Source organism: Nonomuraea sp. NPDC005650 (assembly GCF_040605375.1).
Classification (GTDB): domain Bacteria; phylum Actinomycetota; class Actinomycetes; order Streptosporangiales; family Streptosporangiaceae; genus Nonomuraea.
The window spans coordinates 23,001-39,727 of the sequence record NZ_JBEXCR010000049.1; the positions used below are offsets into that span (position 1 = coordinate 23,001).

The 16,727-nt window shown below is 69.7% G+C and carries 19 protein-coding genes; 9 read left to right on the forward strand and 10 right to left on the reverse strand.

Annotated elements, in window-relative coordinates:
- The first annotated feature begins 51 nt into the window (after nucleotides 1-51).
- The 3 genes from ABZS69_RS54065 to ABZS69_RS54075 are packed head-to-tail and all read left to right on the forward strand — an operon-like array spanning nucleotide 52 to nucleotide 3,781.
- Nucleotides 52-1,335 carry a hypothetical protein gene (locus ABZS69_RS54065; RefSeq protein WP_355388934.1) on the forward strand — a complete coding sequence of 428 codons (1,284 nt, stop codon included), beginning with the start codon at nucleotides 52-54 and terminating at the stop codon, nucleotides 1,333-1,335.
- Between the two features lie 29 nt (nucleotides 1,336-1,364).
- Nucleotides 1,365-2,573 carry a MoxR family ATPase gene (locus ABZS69_RS54070; RefSeq protein ID WP_355388936.1) on the forward strand — a complete coding sequence of 403 codons (1,209 nt, stop codon included), beginning with the start codon at nucleotides 1,365-1,367 and terminating at the stop codon, nucleotides 2,571-2,573.
- The gene (locus ABZS69_RS54075; RefSeq protein ID WP_355388937.1) at nucleotides 2,573-3,781 is read left to right on the forward strand and encodes a VWA-like domain-containing protein; all 1,209 of its coding nucleotides are present in this window, start codon (nucleotides 2,573-2,575) and stop codon (nucleotides 3,779-3,781) included. The genes ABZS69_RS54070 and ABZS69_RS54075 overlap by 1 nt, the downstream gene beginning before the upstream one ends.
- A 368-nt stretch (nucleotides 3,782-4,149) precedes the next feature.
- Here the strand turns inward: ABZS69_RS54075 and ABZS69_RS54080 are convergent, their stop codons facing one another.
- Nucleotides 4,150-4,767: a nucleoside deaminase gene (locus ABZS69_RS54080; protein WP_355389087.1), complete on the reverse strand. Its 618-nt coding sequence runs from the start codon at nucleotides 4,765-4,767 to the stop codon at nucleotides 4,150-4,152.
- Between the two features lie 326 nt (nucleotides 4,768-5,093).
- Here ABZS69_RS54080 and ABZS69_RS54085 point away from each other — a divergent pair, with 326 nt between their 5' ends.
- The gene (locus tag ABZS69_RS54085; protein WP_355388939.1) at nucleotides 5,094-5,705 is read left to right on the forward strand and encodes a hypothetical protein; all 612 of its coding nucleotides are present in this window, start codon (nucleotides 5,094-5,096) and stop codon (nucleotides 5,703-5,705) included.
- A gap of 125 nt (nucleotides 5,706-5,830) precedes the next feature.
- On the opposite strand, the gene ABZS69_RS54090 is transcribed toward ABZS69_RS54085, so the two are convergent.
- The 3 genes from ABZS69_RS54090 to ABZS69_RS54100 form a co-directional block, all read right to left on the reverse strand.
- Entirely contained in the window at nucleotides 5,831-6,175 is a 345-nt protein-coding gene (locus ABZS69_RS54090; RefSeq protein WP_355388941.1) for a nuclear transport factor 2 family protein, read from the reverse strand.
- Nucleotides 6,172-6,606: a MarR family winged helix-turn-helix transcriptional regulator gene (locus ABZS69_RS54095; RefSeq protein ID WP_355388943.1), complete on the reverse strand. Its 435-nt coding sequence runs from the start codon at nucleotides 6,604-6,606 to the stop codon at nucleotides 6,172-6,174. Before ABZS69_RS54095 ends, ABZS69_RS54090 begins: the two co-directional genes overlap by 4 nt.
- 121 nt (nucleotides 6,607-6,727) lie before the next feature.
- Complete coding sequence (locus ABZS69_RS54100; RefSeq protein ID WP_355388945.1) at nucleotides 6,728-7,228, reverse strand: hypothetical protein; 501 nt, start codon at nucleotides 7,226-7,228, stop codon at nucleotides 6,728-6,730.
- Nucleotides 7,229-7,415: 187 nt separating this feature from the next.
- Here ABZS69_RS54100 and ABZS69_RS54105 point away from each other — a divergent pair, with 187 nt between their 5' ends.
- From ABZS69_RS54105 to ABZS69_RS54115, 3 genes are all read left to right on the forward strand, one after another.
- A complete protein-coding gene (locus ABZS69_RS54105) occupies nucleotides 7,416-8,555 on the forward strand; it encodes an NAD(P)/FAD-dependent oxidoreductase (RefSeq protein ID WP_355388947.1) in 1,140 nt (379 codons plus the stop codon).
- A gap of 51 nt (nucleotides 8,556-8,606) precedes the next feature.
- Nucleotides 8,607-9,473: a hypothetical protein gene (locus ABZS69_RS54110; RefSeq protein ID WP_355388949.1), complete on the forward strand. Its 867-nt coding sequence runs from the start codon at nucleotides 8,607-8,609 to the stop codon at nucleotides 9,471-9,473.
- A 98-nt stretch (nucleotides 9,474-9,571) separates the two neighbouring features.
- On the forward strand, nucleotides 9,572-10,186 hold the full coding sequence (locus ABZS69_RS54115; protein ID WP_355388951.1) for an AAA family ATPase: 615 nt from the start codon (nucleotides 9,572-9,574) through the stop codon (nucleotides 10,184-10,186).
- Here the strand turns inward: ABZS69_RS54115 and ABZS69_RS54120 are convergent.
- A complete protein-coding gene (locus ABZS69_RS54120; RefSeq protein WP_355388953.1) occupies nucleotides 10,156-10,893 on the reverse strand; it encodes a phytanoyl-CoA dioxygenase family protein in 738 nt (245 codons plus the stop codon). The genes ABZS69_RS54115 and ABZS69_RS54120 overlap by 31 nt on opposite strands.
- A 189-nt stretch (nucleotides 10,894-11,082) precedes the next feature.
- On the opposite strand from ABZS69_RS54120, the gene ABZS69_RS54125 reads away from it, so the two are divergent.
- Nucleotides 11,083-12,183, forward strand: coding sequence for a serine hydrolase domain-containing protein (locus ABZS69_RS54125; RefSeq protein WP_355388955.1), 1,101 nt, complete (start codon nucleotides 11,083-11,085; stop codon nucleotides 12,181-12,183).
- Between the two features lie 68 nt (nucleotides 12,184-12,251).
- On the forward strand, nucleotides 12,252-12,479 hold the full coding sequence (locus ABZS69_RS54130; RefSeq protein WP_355388957.1) for a hypothetical protein: 228 nt from the start codon (nucleotides 12,252-12,254) through the stop codon (nucleotides 12,477-12,479).
- A 13-nt stretch (nucleotides 12,480-12,492) separates the two neighbouring features.
- On the opposite strand, the gene ABZS69_RS54135 is transcribed toward ABZS69_RS54130, so the two are convergent.
- The 5 genes from ABZS69_RS54135 to ABZS69_RS54155 form a co-directional block, all read right to left on the reverse strand.
- Nucleotides 12,493-12,921 (reverse strand): hypothetical protein, encoded by a 429-nt coding sequence (locus ABZS69_RS54135; RefSeq protein ID WP_355388959.1) that lies wholly within the window; start codon nucleotides 12,919-12,921, stop codon nucleotides 12,493-12,495.
- Nucleotides 12,922-13,020: 99 nt separating this feature from the next.
- Nucleotides 13,021-13,317 (reverse strand): antibiotic biosynthesis monooxygenase, encoded by a 297-nt coding sequence (locus ABZS69_RS54140; protein WP_355388961.1) that lies wholly within the window; start codon nucleotides 13,315-13,317, stop codon nucleotides 13,021-13,023.
- A 211-nt stretch (nucleotides 13,318-13,528) separates the two neighbouring features.
- A complete protein-coding gene (locus ABZS69_RS54145; RefSeq protein WP_355388963.1) occupies nucleotides 13,529-15,145 on the reverse strand; it encodes a GMC oxidoreductase in 1,617 nt (538 codons plus the stop codon).
- Nucleotides 15,146-15,167: 22 nt separating this feature from the next.
- The gene (locus ABZS69_RS54150) at nucleotides 15,168-15,668 is read right to left on the reverse strand and encodes a carboxymuconolactone decarboxylase family protein (RefSeq protein ID WP_355388965.1); all 501 of its coding nucleotides are present in this window, start codon (nucleotides 15,666-15,668) and stop codon (nucleotides 15,168-15,170) included.
- Nucleotides 15,665-16,723 (reverse strand): dihydrodipicolinate reductase, encoded by a 1,059-nt coding sequence (locus tag ABZS69_RS54155; protein WP_355388966.1) that lies wholly within the window; start codon nucleotides 16,721-16,723, stop codon nucleotides 15,665-15,667. Before ABZS69_RS54155 ends, ABZS69_RS54150 begins: the two co-directional genes overlap by 4 nt.
- Between the last annotated feature and the right edge of the window lie 4 nt (nucleotides 16,724-16,727).

Here is a 16,727-nt window from a genome sequence, read left to right on the forward strand (position 1 = left end):
GAATACCTCCAACATCAGATTGGGGGCCCCGTTCACGCAAGGTGAGTGCTGATGCCGCACTCCACCCCGAACGAGGATCCCCGCCTTACCCTCTGGCTGCGCGTGCGCGAGTTCGCCGTGCCGCCCCCCATGATCGAGTCAGCGACCGCCCGCCGTACCACCGGAGACTGGGCAGCAGCGTGCGCGGCAGCACACGTGGACGTCGATCTCAACCTGCGCCGCATAGCGCGCCTCCACGGCCGGGAACTGGCCGCCCACCTCCGGACCGACCTCCGCCATCTGGCGCCTGACCTGCTGCGCTGGCACATGCCGAGGGTCGCCCCCAACGGCCTGATACGTCCGGGCCTGACCCTCTCGCTGGCCCGGTACCACGAGAGGGACAACCCGGTTCACCTCGTGGTCAGGACCCCGCCGGCCTGGGCGGATGCCGGTCAGCGGATCAGCCTGGCGCTCTGGGACGGTTCCCGGTCCGGACCGCATCCGCATCCCCATCCGACTCGACGCTTCCGTCTCGACCTGCATCGCCACCTGTGGGATGCGCGCAGGGCCGGTGAGCTGCGTGCGCGTTCCGAAACGGCGCCGCACGCACGGGGCTGGGCCGTCGATCGGTGGCCGGCCGAGGCCCGCTTGCTGCTCCGTGCCGAGGGGCAGGACGGGGGTACGGTCGCCGTCCGGGTCGGCGGGCGGCGTCAGGTGATGCTCGATGTGGACGCGTCCCAGGTCGGCGACGAAGGACCCGCGCCGCCCCCGATCCTGCCTGACGCGGCGACCTGGGTGCTGCCCGACCTGGCGTTGCTGCGTGCCGGGCTGATCGAGGCCGACAGGCTGCACCCGCTCGTCGCGGCGGCGCTCGTACCCGGCCGTTCGCCGGACGCCAAGCCGCACGGCCACCGGAGCGAGAACGGGCCGCGACTGGTCGAGTGCCGCGGCGCCCAGCACAGGATCGCGCTCGTGAACGGCGTGCTGGTCGCCCTGGATCACGACGCGAGCGAGATCCGGCGCGAGAAACTGCTGGCCGAGTTGACCGGCACCCCGTTGCCCTGTTTGCGACTGATCGAGGAGGCCCACCGCTCCCCGGAGTGCCTCCTCGACGTCCGCGCGCGGCTGGAGCACGGCGACGCCGCCGGTGCTCAGGCCACCGTCGACGGTCTCCTCGGACCTGGCGCGCAGCTGCCCGAGGGCGAGCTGCGCGACGTGCTGGAGAAGGCGGCGCGGCGGCGGATCGACCACGGGGTGTTCCGCGCCGGGCTCGGGTTGGAGCCGGAGCCGGCCGAGCGACCGGACCGCCGCTCCCGTAAGAGCCGGGCGCGCCCGCGCCACGCCACATTCCGCTGACACTTTCTAGACCTCAAAGGTGATTCATCATGCTTTCGTCTGTTCACACGTCGCGCCTTGAAGTCGCCGACGATCTGCTTTCTCTGCTCCGCGACACCACCACGGAGCCGCGTACCGACCCGCAGTTGGAGGCCCTGACCCTGGCCGTGGCGGCCGACCTGCCCGTTCTGCTGTGGGGGGAGCCGGGGATCGGCAAGACCGCGGCGCTGCAGCAACTCGCCGAGGCGCTCAACCTGCCGCTCACGACGGTGATCGCCAGCGTGCACGAGCCGTCCGACTTCTCCGGCCTGCCGGTGGTCGGTGACGACCCCGCGGTGCAGGGCGTCCCGATGGCGCCGCCGGATTGGGCCGTACGTCTGGCTCGCGCGGGCCGGGGGCTGCTCTTCCTGGACGAGCTGTCCACGGCACCGCCCGCCGTACAGGCCGCCCTGCTCCGCCTGGTTCTGGAACGGCGGGTCGGGGCCCTGCGGCTCCCGGCAGGTGTCCGGATCGTGGCGGCGGCCAACCCGCGTTCCTCTGCCGCTGATGGCTGGGAGCTGAGCCCGCCGCTCGCGAACCGGTTCGTCCACCTGCAGTGGCGTCACGATCACGATGTCGTCGTACGCGGCCTCGGCGGAACCTGGCCGCACGCGACCCTGCCGTGGCTCGACCCGGAGCGGCTGTCCGGGGCGGTGGCGTTCGCCCGGCGTGCGGTGTGCGGGCTCCTCACCGCCCGCCCCGATCTCGTGCACCGGCTGCCGAACAACGAGGCGCACCGGGGCGGCCCGTGGCCCTCGCCTCGCAGCTGGGAGATGGCGCTGCGCCTGACCGCCTTCGCCACCGCGGCCGACGCGTCCAAGGACGTGCTGTCCATGCTGGTCAGGGGCACGGTGGGAGACGGGCCTGGGCTGGAGCTGCTTGCCGCCATGGATCGGATGGACCTTCCCGACCCTGAGGCGCTGCTGGCCGACCCGGCGACGGCCGAGCTGCCCCAACGGGGTGACCTGCGTCAGGCCGTACTTGACGGGGTGGTGGCGGCCGTGCGGAAGCGGCCGGAGAAGGGCCGGTGGGACGCGGCATGGGCGCTGCTGGTGCGCGCGCTGGAGACCGGCGCCCCGGACCTGGTGGTCGTGCCCGCCTCCACGCTCGCCGCACTGCGCCGCGCGGACTGGAAGGTCCCGGCCGCGATCGAGAAGCTCGCAGGGGTGGTCGCCTTGAGCAGGAAGGCGGATGAGGTCGCGGCGCGGGTGGCGGGCTGATGGACCTTGAGAAGCTCTTCACCGCCCGGTTGTACGCCGCGCGGGCCCGGCCCTATCTGGCGACGGCGCTGTTCGCGCTGCACCCGGTGGAGTCGCGATCCGTGCCCACGATGGCCGTGGACCGGCACTGGCGGTGTTACGTCTCACCGGCGTTCGTCGCGCGGACCCCCGTTGAGGAACTGGCGAGCGTGTGGGTGCACGAGGTCTCCCACCTGCTGCGCGACCATCACGGCCGCAGCGACCGGGTCGCCCGGCAGCGGGAGCTGACGGGACGGGGAGAGCGGTTGCGGATGAACATCGCCGCTGACTTCGAGATCAACGACGACGTGTACGGTGACGGGCTGGCCTGGCCTGATGGCGTCGTCCAGCCGAAGATGCTGGGGCTGGAGGAAGGCCGGCTCATGGAGGACTATCTGCGCCAGTTCCGGCTCGGGGCGTACACGCAGGATCTGGTCTGGCTGGACTGCGGGAGCGGCGCCGACGGACTCGAACGGGAGTGGGACCTCGGGCCGGAGGGCGCGAACGGGCTCAGCGACCACGAGCGGGAGGCGGTCCGGTTCCGGGTGGCGCAGGGCATCAACGCCCGTCCTGGGAACGTGCCGAAGGGATGGCGGCGGTGGGCAGAGGAGGCGTTCCACCCGCCGCAGCCGTGGCGGGAACTGCTCGGCACGGCCATCCGCTCGGCCGCGTCAGGACCCGGTGTGGGCGAGGACTACACCTACGGCAGGCCGCCGCGGCGCTCGGCCGGCCTGCCCGGCGTCATCCTGCCGAGCCTGCGGCGCAGGCCGCCGCGGATCAGCGTGGTCATCGACACCTCCGCGTCGGTCAGCGACGCCGAACTGGGGAGCGCGTTGCTGGAGGTCTCCGCGATCGTCCGCACCGTGGGCGGTCGGCGCGACCTGGTCAGCGTTCTGTCCTGCGACGCGGCGGCCCGGGTCGCGGAACCGCTGTGCCGGGCAGAGGGGATGACGCTGGTGGGCGGCGGCGGCACGGACCTGCGTGCGGGCATCGCCAAGGCGCTGCGGGCGAGCCCGCGGCCGGACGTCATCGTGGTCCTGACCGACGGGCAGACGCCGTGGCCGCAGGAACGGCCGGCGTCCCGCATGGTGGTGGGGCTGTTCGCCCGGACCAAGCGGTCGTACGAGGACGATCCCGACTACGTGCCGGACACGCCGCCTTCATGGGCGCGGGTGGTCGACATCGGGTAGGTGTGGGCACTCGCTGTGACCGCTCCCGTCGCTGGGCGCAGCGCTACAGCGAGCGGGGTGCCGCCAGGAGGAGCGACCGCTCCAGCAGGCTGTGTCGTACCTGACCCGGACCGAACGGCGCATCATCAATGCCTGGCTACTGCGCCGGTAGGGAACGGCAGTGGGGAATCCAGGGTCGCTGGAAGATGGGGCGGGATTTGGAGCAAACAGCCAGCCCTCCTCATTGCTGGCCGGTTCGGGGAGGGACCAATATGCACGCCGGAAGCCGATGCTTTGAGGGTTTGCCTCAGCGATGTCATGCCTACCTGTGAACAGATCGCCAGAACGCGAGGCACGGTCCCCAACCAGGGCCGAGACGTCACGCTCAGTCAGGAAGTCCCATCGCTGGGACCGGCGAATTCGTCGCCGGTGAGCTGGGATATCGCCCGTTCGAACGCGGCCGAGAGGGGGAGTCGGCTCAGTTCGGCGGCTTGGCCGGTGGCTGTGATCGTCCGCGCGAGCCGGACGATATCTGGGTTGTGGCGTTCGTGCGCCCGCAGAGCCGGCGTGTCCTGAGAACGACGTAGCTGAAAGAGTGCCGAGCACAGGACTTGCCAGGCACTCAACGGTGAGGTGAGTGGCCCGTCCCACGTCGGCCATTTGCGTGCGACATGCTCGTTCAGCTCGGGAAGGGCTTCTAGTCCGGCCCACAGCGGGTCGGCAGCCGCGTACCTCACGGTTCCGATCGAGCAATGGATGACCGCCGTCGTGCACAGCGAGCAGGGCTGGAGCGTGGTGTAGAGGACATGATCGCTGTAGTTGCCGCACGGTAGCCCGGTCAGTGCGTTGACCTCCGCGTGAGCAAGGCTGGTCCCGAAGAGTTGACCGACCGGGCCTGCCACCTCACCCCGACGATTGCGGCCCGAGGCGACGACCTCGCCAGTGGGTGCCAGCACAACGGCCCCAATGGGTGAGCTACCTGACTGAAAGGCCTCCCACGCCAACATGAAGCAGGTGGCCCAAGGCTCACATACCTGGGTCCACTTCACGTCCACCTCCGTGGCTGGTTCCGGGCTGGCGGGCAGTCCGGCTACTGGAATCGCCACAGAGCCGACAGCGCGGGTATGGCTGGATCTGATAGGTCGCGCGCGGACATGGGTTCAGGATAGACCTGCGATGCCCGCACTGCGATCTTGCTGGTACGCATGACCACAACGGCTTCGAATGATCTCGGGCCCTTGGGGATGGACCTGCCCAAGCTGTGCTCAGCCCCTGGCTGCACGTCTGGGAAATTCAAATGCGTGGAGGCGCGGCTGGGTGTTGCATGGTTCAGATGATCGACGAACCGCTGGAGCGGCTCCGCATCGCCGCACGACGCGCTCGGGAGCTGGCCCGAAATCGGGCGGTAACCGGCCTGCGCCACGAGGACGCCGACGACGACGTGGGCACGATCGACACGGACGGGGCTCTCGGGTTCGACCCGTTCCCGCTGCTCGAAGCCCTCCACCGAAACGGCGTCCGGGCCGTGGTGATCGGCCAGGTCGCCGGCATCATGCATGGATCCACCGAACTGACCGGCGATCTGGACCTGCTCTGGGACGGTGTCCCGGCCCACGCCCCAGCCCTGGCGGCGGCCTTCACCTCTGTCAACGCCCAACTCGCCGACGAAACGGGCACCCCTCTTGCAACTGACCCGGATTCCTTTCTTCGCCCCAAGGTTCAGTTCACCTCACCCGGAGCCGGCGGTGACTGCTGCACTCCGGCGCTTCCCTGGGGGACCCTCTCGGTCCGAGAGTTTCTCGACCGCGCGATCATCGCGGTCGATCCGAGCGGCCTGGAGGTTCACTATGCCTCCCGGGAGGATCTGATCCAGATGCGCCGGGCCTTGGGCCGGCCCAAGGACCTCCGCCGAGCAGAAGAACTGGACTCTCTACGCGCCCCCTGACCTGAGTGACGCGCACGATGCTCCCCACGATCACGGCCGCCGGGTGATCCGTGAGGCTCCAGGCACTGCGCCGTCAGGTTGGGATTCGGTGTCGCAGCGCTGCGGCTGTGCGTCGAACCGCCGGTTCAGGGGTCGCGGCGCAGTGAGGACAGGCCCCACAGTTCGGCGATGCGGCCGTCGCGCACGCGGAAGATTTCCAGCATGGTCGGAGGTTGCCAGCCGGGAATGCCGTGCACGCTGGTGCGGACGGCGGCCGTGTCTCCTTCGACGACCATGTCCTCGACGACGACCTGGGCGTCAGGGAATGCCTCATGGAACCGTTGCCACGACTGGGCGACGCTCTCGGGGCCGGTCGTGGCCAGAGGGTGGCTGTAGAAGTCCGCTGTGAAGATCTCCGTCGTGGCGGCGTGGTCGTGGGCGTTGAACGCCGCGTACATGCGTTGGGCTGCGGCCCGCACGTCTTCGGTCATCGGCTCTCCTGCTTCGTCATGTTCGCGCGGACGCGGTGTAGAACGTCCAGCACGATTTCCTGCTGTTGTGGGGTGATGGCGTCGAGAAGCTGCTCCTGGTAGGTCTGGTGTGATCGCTCCAGATCGGCCGCGACCCGTTTGCCTTCGGGGGTCAGCGCGGCCAGGGTATAGCGGTTGTCCGCCGGGTCCAGGCGACGACCGATCAGCCCTTCGGCTTCGAACTCTTTGACCAGCCGGGTGACGCTCGCGCCGTCGATGCCCAGGGTCTGGCGCAGGTCGCTGTGGCTGGTCTCGCCGTCACGCCACAGCCGGATGAGCAGCTGTACTCGGTGGGGGCTCATGCCCACGTGCCGGGCGAATGCCTGCCGCAGCTCGGCGCAGGCCCCTCCGAGCTCTCGGAAGAACGTGTCCTCCGACGTCTCTTCACGCACTATCTCTTTATATCTTCAACTCTTGAAGCCATCAAGAGATGCGGTGCAGGGGGGTTGATTTCCCTCGTCGGCCTGGAGCCGGAAGCGGATTCGGATCCTCGTGCGGTGACCGCGCTGCTCGTCACATGCCCAAGCCGTCGTCGGGAAGTCCGGGCGGCGGAGGAACGCAGTCATGGGCATTGATCCAGACGCCGGCCTGTTCCAGGAGAGGCGTGGAACTCTCGGCGGTTCGGAACACGAAGCTGACACCTGCTGGTTGGGTGCGCAGTTCAAGGCTGCCGGGCGCGTCCTTCGGTTCGGACTGCCAGCGGCAGCCGGCCTCGTTCAAGGCTTCCGTGATCTGCCCGTAGGTCAGGCGAGCAGGAAAGGTTCCTCGGGTGGGAAGCTCGATGGAGTCGTGGCGTGCTTGAACGCTGATGCCCGTCACCGTGCGGCAGCGGCAGACGCACAGCTCGACGTGTCCGTAAGAGAACAGGTGTGGCCACCTCTTGCGCTTGCTGATGCGGCCGAGGTCCCATGGCCGGCCGAGAGTCTTGACGATGTCGTTCATCGATGCGCCGCAGCGTAGGGGGCCAAGCTCGCCTGTCGCACCGAAGAGAGCCAGGGTGGTGAGCGCTGTCACGTGCTGGAGGATAGTCGCGTGGCGGTTCGATCACCGCCGTTGACTCAGGCGACGGCGGGCCGCTGGTCTGGGACGCGGTCGAGCGGGGCGATCCGACGACGCCGAGTGTGGCGGCGGTGTAGAGGTACTGGGCGGGTCGCGTGCAGATGGTCCCGCGGGTGGGGCGCCGCCCGTACCGTCGCTGGGTATGCGGACAGTGGACGTACTGGTCGTGGGTGCGGGCCTGGCCGGCCTGCGCACGGCCCGCCTGCTCGCGCTGCGAGGGTTGGACGTGATGGTGGTCGACCGGCGCAGGTCGCTGTCGACGGGCATCCGTACGACCGGGATCTTCGTGCGTCGTACCCTTGACGACTTCGACCTGCCGGACCAGCTGCTCGGGCCCGGTGTCCGGGACGTACTGCTTTATCCGCCGTCGCGGCGGGCGCCGATCCGCCTGACCAGTGAGCGGGACGAGTACCGCGTGGCTGACATGTCGGCCGTCTACGAACACGCGCGCCGTGCGGCGGAGGCGGCCGGGGCTCGGGTCCTCCTGGGCGTACGGTATGTCGACGCGTCGACGGGACTCGTACGGTTCGAGGGCGCGGAGCCGGTGACGGCCCGGTTCATCGTCGGCGCGGACGGCGCCCGCTCCCGGGTGGCGCGTGATCTCGGCCTGGACGTCAACCGGCGGTTCCTGGTCGGCGCCGAGATCGTCCATCCGATCGCATCGGGCACGACCACCCCGGCGTTCCACTGCGTGCTGGACCCTCGGGTCGCTCCGGGGTACCTGGGGTGGGTCATCGACGACGGCAGGCACGCGCATGTCGGCGTCGCGGGGTATCCGGACGCGATGCGTACCGGCGTCCGCCACCTGCTGGACGCTTTCGCCGCGGACGCGCCCGGCCGGGCGGCGCCGACCGGGCCGGTCGAGCGGCGAGGTGGTCCGATCCCGGTCGGCGGGGTGCTGCGACGGCTGGCGTGCCCCGCGGGGCTGCTCGTCGGGGACGCGGCGGGCGCGGTGTCGCCGCTGACGGCCGGTGGGCTGGATCCGTGCTTACGCATGTCCGAACTGGCCGCGGCGGTCGCGGCCGGGTACCTGCGTACTGGCGACCAGCGCGTGTTGAGCCTGTACGACGGGGGCGCGTTGCGGGCCCGGTTCCGGGGGCGGCTGGTGTTGCGCCGCGTGTTCGCCGGTATCCGAGCCCCTGCTGCGGCAGAGGCGGCGGTGGCCGTGCTGCGCGGGCGTGCCGGTCGTGCCCTCGCGGCGCGGATCCTGTTCGGTGACGGCTCGTTTCCGGCTGTCGACCCACGGCTCGTGGGCTCCGCGGTCGATCACCTCTGCCGGTAACGTCAACGCGTGGTCTGACAGGGCGGGTGAAGCCCGGGCGGAGGAGGGTTCGTGTGGAGGGTGATCGCGGGGCTGTTCCTGGTGCTGTTTCTGGGCTCCTGCGGCCGGTCGCAGGGCGTTCCGCCGGATGAGTTCGAGAGTCGGGCGCGGGAGGTGGCGGAGCGGTGGCAGGGCTCGGCCGACGACCGCGACTGGCGCGGTGGGTTCGTCGCGCTGGAAGTGCTGAACCCGCGAGGATGGGCCCGCGTGGGCTCTGTCCCGGCCTGGGTGAACAGGAGCGCGCACAACGGGGCCTGGCGGCTGGCCGCCGAGCTGCCCGCGGAGTCCCCGCGCCGCGCCGATGTGCGGTGGCCGGACGGTGAGGTCTCGCAGGTGCCGCTCATCACGGCGGCGAGCGCGTACGCGGAGTTCAGCGAGCCGGCCGGTCTCATCGAGGAGGAGTGCCCGGCCAAGGGGTGCCGCCCGCTGCGGGTGACCGGCGCGAAGCTGGGCGAGGTGCCGCTGGAGACCAGCCGGGGCGCGGTCCGGGTGCCCGCCTGGCTCTTCACCGTGGAGGGGGTCGAGCAGAAGAAGGTTCACGTGGCGGTGGATCCCGCGGCGGTCGCTGCCCGTCCCGAGCGGGTGCAGGGGGCGGTTGAAGAGGTGATGGGGTACGACGTCGTCGGCGGCAAGCCACGTGACCTGGTGCTCCGGTACGGATACGGCGCCTGCGACACCGTTCGCGGGGCACGCGCTTATGAGACGGACCAGGTGGTGGTGGTCGACGTGGACGAGGAGGGCCCCGGCTTCGGCAAGATATGCCCGAAAATACTCAAGACGGCCACGGCCATCGTCACACTCGGGCGACCGCTGGGCGACCGCCTCGTGCTCGATTTCAGTACGGGGCTGCCGGTGCTGCGGGGGCTGGGTCGGCGCTGATGGCTCGCCGGTCCGGGGGACGCTGCTTGCTGCCAGGTCGGGGGGCCGTCTCGGCGCACCTGCGGTGAGCACTCCTGTTCGGGTGCCATCGTGGGAGCATGGAACCCACCCCTCCGAGTCGAGGCCCAGGACGCGTCATCATCCTCAACGGGGCCTCCAGTTCCGGGAAATCGACCCTGGCCAAGGCGCTCCAGCGCGCGATCGACGAGCCGTTCATGTACGTCTCCTCCGACCAGTTCGTGGCCAGCGGCATGCTCCCGGAGCGGCGTGAGCGCGAGGGGCCCTTCTCCTGGTGGCTCGAGATGCGGCCACGCTTCTTCAAGGGCTTTCACCGGTGCCTGCCCGCCCTGGCGAGCGCGGGCAACGACCTGGTCGTCGAGCACATCATCGAATTCCCGGCCTGGCGCGAAGACCTGTCGCAGTTGCTGGCAGGTCTCGACGTCTTCCTGGTCGGGGTGCATTGCGATCTTGCGGAGATCGACCGGCGAGAGCGCGAGCGCGGGGATCGCCGCATCGGGGAAGGGCGTGGGCACGTCGAGGTCGACGGCATCCACACGTTCGGCCCGTACGACTACGAGGTGGACACCAGTCCAGGCGTTTCGACGGCACTCGTGGAGTCCGTGCTGACCGCCTGGCGCGCGAGAGGCACGCGACGCGTGCTGACCGCCGCCCCGCAGGACGGTCAGGGGGAAGGGATGCCCGCGATGGCCTGAGCCAGGGCGTTGCTCCCCGCCGGAGTCACCGGTTCGGTCAGGAAGACGGGCGTCTGGGCCATGAACCTCGGCTCGTCGCCTCGATGTTCGTCGGCCGCGTGGACGGTGAGGGGATGGACCAGGTAGATGTCGCCCGGCAGGCCCGTCGCGTAGGCGGTCGGACGGTGCGAGCTGGCCGCGTCCACCATCGGCCCGGCCTCGAACGGGTCCAGCACGCGCCCCGCCAGCGCCGCGGCCGCGTCCCGGTGTGAACCGACCCTGATGCGGGTCGGCGCGTCGTCGGGGCCGACCTCCGACAGCAGGACCAGGAGCAGCAGCGTCTGCGGATGCCCGCCGCACAGATAGCCGCCGTCCGGCTGGACGATACTGGCATCGACATGCCAGCCCCGGTCGTCGGCGGGCGGGAGGCGCGGGAACCGGATCGGCACCATGCCGAGTGAGCCGCGCGGCCCCCAGCCACCGGCGCCGCAGAGCTCGTCGAGCGCCCCGGCGAGGCGGGGGCTCCGGATGAGCTCCCCGAGCGGGCCCTCGCCCGTGAGGTCCGAGGCCCACACCACGGGCTCCTTCCAGGTGGCCGGGTCCTGCGGCGACAGGCCGGTCTGCCGCCACAGCAACGCCCTGGCGGCGTCGCCGACCTCGCGCGGGGCGGCTGCTTCGAGCTTGACGAACCCGTCGGCGACGAAGCGATCAACGTCTACTACGCCCATGCCTGGGACGCTAACAGCCATGTCCATCCATTTTCGGGAGCCGATGGCCATTCGGCCTACTTCCCGCGGCGGAGGCCGCCGGTCGATATCAGGGTTGCCGTGGGTGGTTCCTCCGATGCCGTACTGCCCCGCCATGGCCGATCTTGATGTGGCGGAGGCCGAGAGGCGGGCTCCGGGAGGAGGAGCAACGTGAAGCGGAAGTGTGTCAGTGTGGCCGTCGCGGCGGGTCTGGTCACGTCGACGGTGGTGGCGGCACCTGCTGAGGCCGGGTCGAACGCCGGCGGCCGGGCGGACTACCAGGCGCTGCTGGACAAGATCGTCGATGCCGGTGCGGTCGCGGCGATCGTCGAAGTACGCGACGGGAACAAGGTCTGGCGTGGCACCAGCGGCAGGGCGAGGCTCGGCAGGGCTCAGGCGGCTCCGGCGGACGGGCGTTTCCGGGTGGGAAGCGTGACCAAGTCGTTCACCGCGACCGTGGTGCTCCAGCTCGTGAAAGAGGGCAGGCTGGAGCTGTCCGACAGCGTGGAGCAGTGGTTACCCGGGCTCGTGGACAAGGGGGCCGACATCACGGTCAGGCACCTTCTCCAGCACACCAGCGGCCTGGCCGACTACACGGCGGGCCTGTTCGACGAGGCGAGCGTCCCCAAGGAACGCTTCCGGTCCTGGACGGCGCGAGAACTGGTCGAAAGGTCGGAGAGACTCCCGCGCGAATTCCGGCCCGGAGCCAGGTACAGCTACTCCAACACCAACTACATCGTGCTCGGGATGCTGATCGAGAGTGTCACCGGCAGACCGTACGCGACGGAGATCAGGGAGCGGATCCTGCGGCCGCTCGGCCTGCGGCGCACCCTCCTGCCGGGCGCCTCGCCGGAGATTCCCGGGCCGCACACCCACGCTTATGAGCAGGTCACCAAGGGAGGCAAGGTCGATGTCACCCGGTTCGACCCCACGATCGCCGGCGCGGCCGGTGAGATCATCTCCACGACGGAGGACCTCAACCGGTTCTATCGCGCGCTGTTCCAGGGCAGGCTGCTGCCCGCCGCCCTGCTGAAGGAGATGAAGAACCCCGGCACGACCAAGGGGACGTACGGGCTGGGCCTGGAACTGGCGCCGTTGCCCTGCGGCAGCGCGCTGGGCCATGGCGGGGGCGCTTCCGGCTATCTCACGGTGGCGTTCAGCTCGGCCGACGGGGCGCGGCAGGTGGCTCTGTCGATGACCCCGTTCTCGGGCGATCCCGAGAAGGCGGCCGTGGCGCTGCTGACCTCCGCGCTCTGCCCTGGGCGGTCCTGACTGCATATGCCCAGGTCATGGCCGGTATCAGAGTGTGAATCCCGGGAAATCCGGATACAAGATCTGGCATGGAAACCGCGCCCAGCTTCGCCGCCGACATCAAGCCTCTCTTCCGGGAGATGGACCGGCAGGCCATGCTCGACCATTTCGACCTGTGGAGCTACGACGACGTCTGGCACAACGGCCAGAGGATCCTCGACAAGCTGATCACCGGCGCCATGCCCTGCGACGGCGCGTGGGGCGAGGCGAACGTGGCGACCTTTCAGAACTGGCTGGACTCGGGCATGAACCCCTGAGCCAGGTCGTGGCTCAACGGCAGCCGCGGCGGGTGCAGCTCGTCCCGGTCAGGTACGTCCAGCGCCCGCTGTTCTTCTGGAGCAGGTCCACGGTGACCTCGGTGATGCCGCCACGCCGGTCGTACTGCCGCCGGAAGCCGTGACCCCCCGTCCGGGAGCACACGACCCGCTCCGCCTGCCCGACCAGCGTGCGACCGTGCCAGAACTTGTACCGGGCCTTGGCGCAGTTGTCCTCGTTCGCCTTGAGCGAGGCGCCGAGCTGCACCGTGCGGTTGTACCAGATGATGTTGCCCTTGAGGGTGTACTCGCCCCGCCCGTAGGACAGGCTGTAGTGCGTTCTCGGGTTGACAGCCGCGTTCGCCGCGGGCGCGTCGGGGGCCGCGGCCATGATGAGCAGGCCGCTGATGAGCGTGGCCGGCGCCAGGAGGATCTTCTTGTTCATGCACAGGACGATGGCGCACGCCGGTTGAGGATCCGTTGAGTTCCTGTTGACCTGGCCGGCCGGACCCGGCCCGCCGGACGCGGCCGGCGGGCCGGTGGCTCACCGTACGGGGACGCCGAGTTCGCGGCCCTGGTAGAAGCCTTCGCGCTCGTCGAGGACGTAAGGGCTCATGATCTCGCGCCGGCGGTTCTCGGCCTCGGAGTTCCGCCAGGAGTCGCACGCCTCCTTCGAGTCCCAGAACGACACCCCGGTGATCTCCTGCCCGTCCTCGGACCAGTACGCGTAGGCGTGGCGCAGGCCCTCCGGGTACGGGTCAGGACGCCAGGCCCTTTCGAACTCCTCCAACGCGCCCGGCCTGATGCGGCGCGTCGTCACCCAGACGAAGTGCTCTCTCATCGCAGCCTCCTCCGCGGAGCCGATTCGGCTTTCATTCCACCATAGGCTCCGGAGGTGGTGATATAAGGGAAAATATCGTCGTAAAAGGCTGCTGTTTCTATGCCCTGCCTTGGGGCTTGCTTGACGATCACGGGTAACCGACGTCATCATTGATCCAAGCGATGACACGACGCCCAGATTGAGGCCCGCAGAGATGCGGGCCTCAAATCTTTCACAGGTCGGTGGCGATGATTTTCTCGATGTTCCGCTCGGCCAGGGCCGTGATGGTGACGAACGGGTTCACGCTGGTGTTGCCCGGGATCAGCGCCCCGTCGATGACGTACAGCCCGGGGTAGGCGGCCAGCCGCCCGTAATTGTCGGTCGCCTTGTTCAGGACGGCGCCCCCGAGCGGGTGGTACGTCAGATGGTCGCCCCAGATCTTGTAGACGCCGAACAAGTCGGTGCGGTAAATCGTCCCCTCTTTCGCGTTTATTTTGTCGAAAATGGTCTTGGCCATGTCGATGGACGGTTGTTTCCAGGCCGTTTGCCAGTTCAGGTCGACCTTTCCTGTCGCGGCGTTCCAGGCGAACTGGGCCCGGTTCGGGTTCTTGGTGATGGAGAGATAGAACGACGCGAAGGTCTCGATCCCGGTGGGAAGCGGGGCGATTTCCGCGAAGGCGCCGCCCGCGGCCCAGTTGTCGATGCCGCAGCACGGGATGGACGACTGGAGCGACCCGGTCGGGTCCCAGAGGTGGTTCGCGCGGCCGCACATGACGTTGCCGTTGTCGCCCCAGCCCTTGCCGACCTCGCCGTTCAGGTTGGGCAGCGCGCCGGTGGCCTTCAGCTTGACCAGTAACTTGCTGGTGCCCACGCTGCCGGCCGCGAAGAACACCCGGTCCGCGGTCACGGTCTTGGTGGCCGTGGTGTCGCCGCCGGTGTTCAGCTGCTCGATGGTCACCGTGTAGGCGCCGCCGGAGGCGGGCGCGACCGAGGTCACCCTGTGCAAGGGGGAGATGGTGACCCTGCCGGTGGCCTTGGCCTGGGCGAGATACGTCTTCTGCAGGGACTTCTTGCCGTAGTTGTTGCCGTAGAGGATCTCGCCGGCCAGGGCCGACTTGGTGACCGTTCCGGCCGCTTCCTGCTCCATGTAGTCCCAGTCGTACACGTCCGGCACGAAGGTGAACGGGAAGCCGGAGCGCTGGGCGTGCTTGCGGCCCACCCGGGCGTACTGGTAGCAGTCGGTGGTGTCGAACCAGGCCGGGTCCACGAGGCCGACTCCGAGGCCGGCGTTCGCGCGGGGGTAGTAGGTGTCGTACATCTCGGCGGGGTTCACCGAGGGCAGGATGGCGGCGAAGTTCTCGCGCTTGGGGGTGACGGCCATGCCGCCGTTCACCAGCGAGCCGCCGCCGACGCCGCGGCCCTGGTAGACCGTGATGCCGCTGAACTCCTCGGCGTCCAGGACGCCGGTGTAGCGGGAGATGTCCCGGTCGATGGGGAAGCCGAGGAAGTAGTTGAGCGGGGCTTTCGTCCGGGTGCGGAGCCAGTAGGAGCGGTTGTCCGGCTGGAGCGTGTTGCAGAAGATCTTGCCGTCGGAGCCGGGCGTGTCCCAGGCCATGCCCATCTCGATCATGTGCACGTCGACGCCTGCCTGGGCCAGGCGCAGGGCGGCCACGGAGCCGCCGTACCCGGTTCCGACGACCAGGACCGGTACGCGTGCCCCGTCGGAGATGGGGCCGGCAGCGGCGGCGGCCGGGCGGCCGAGGGCCGCCGCGCCCAGGATGGTTCCGGTGCCGACGAGGAAGCCGCGGCGGGAGATGTCGGGGGAGGAGGTCTTTCCGATGCTGCTCATGCGGTACCTCACTTCATGGTTCTCATCTTCCGGGGGCGGGTGATGAGCCGCCGGTCAGCGTGCACGCGGTGTCGAGGCCGAGTACGTGGTTGAGGCGGCCGAATGCCAGCCACGAGCCGAGGCACATGCTCAGCTCCACGATTTCGAGCTGGCTGTAATGCGCCGCCATCCGGGTCCAGAACTCCTCGTCCAGGCCGTGGTGGTCCAGGGCGTACCGCTCGGCGTACTCGGCGGCCAGGCGGGTGCGGTCGTCGAACGCGCCGGTCGTGCGCCACTCCATGACGGCTTCGGCGAACGTGTCCTCGACCTTCTGCCCGTCCCGCTCCGTACGCCAGTCGAGGCAGAAGGCGCACCCGTTGATCTGCGCGATCCGCAGCCGCGCGGCCTCGAACTCGCGCAGTCCGAGCGTCGTGTGGGTGTAGACCGACATCGAGAACTTCGAGGCGGCGATCCCGATGCCGGGGACCATCTCGCCCCACACGTACGCGATCGGGTCCTTGCCATCGGGGATGTCGATGTTCACGGTCGGTTGCCTCCGAGTCTGCCGGGTCGCAGCGGGACGTCGAGCGCGTCGTACAGGCCGGGTCCGGCCTCCACGAGCCAGTCGATGGCGCCCACCAGCCGGGCGACCGCGGTGGCGTTCCCCCCGGCGGACAGGTTGCCGCCCTCGTCGGTGGCCTCCACCGTGACCTCGATGCGCGGCCGGCCCTCGATGATCACGCGGTGCGCGCCCACGCCGTTCGGCGCCGTCGGCCAGTCGGGCGCGCAGGAGGAGTGGATGCGGGTGACGTGCTCGACGACGATGCGGGGCTCGCCCTCGACGACGCCCTGCACCTCGAACCGCACCGCGCCCTGCGTCCCCGCCTCGAACTCGCCCACCGTGGCGTCGAGCGCGCGCCGGTCCCGGGTCTCGCGGATCTCGTCGAGCTCGACGTCGAGCGCCCTGGCCATCAGCCGGACCTGACCGCCCCACACCATGGTCGGGACCGTCGGCGCGATCATGGGCGGTTCGTAGTCCATCGGCTGGCCCATGCCGACCAGGTATCGGACGGAGTCGGGCTGGTCGTACGTGGAGTAGTCGAAGATCTCCTGGCAGCGGATCGCGTCGATCGTGGAGCCGAGTCCGCTGATCAGCAACGGCAGCACGTCGTTGCCCCAGCCGGGGTCGATCCCGGAGACGAACAGCGAGCCGCCGCCCTCGCCGATCGCGGCCAGCACCGGCTCGCGCAGCTCGGGCGGGGCGTTGCGCTGGTCGTAGAGCGCGTAGAGGGAGGGGGTGACGACGACGGCCCCGGCTCGGACGGCCCTCGTGACGTCGGCGAGGGCCTCCTGGGGGCGCAGGTCGCCGGAGGCCGCGTAGACCACCGCGCGAGGGCTCGCGCCCAGGACTCCTTCGACGTCGTCGGTGGCCGCGACCCCGAGCTCGTGATCGAGCCCGCCGAGGTCGCCGGCGTCTTTGCCGACCTTGTCCCGATCGTGGACGAGTACGGCTGTGAGCTTCAGCCCCGGATGGGCTTCGACCGCGCGAATGGCCGCGCGGCCGACGTTGCCCGTGCCCCAGACAACCGTGGACATCATGGGC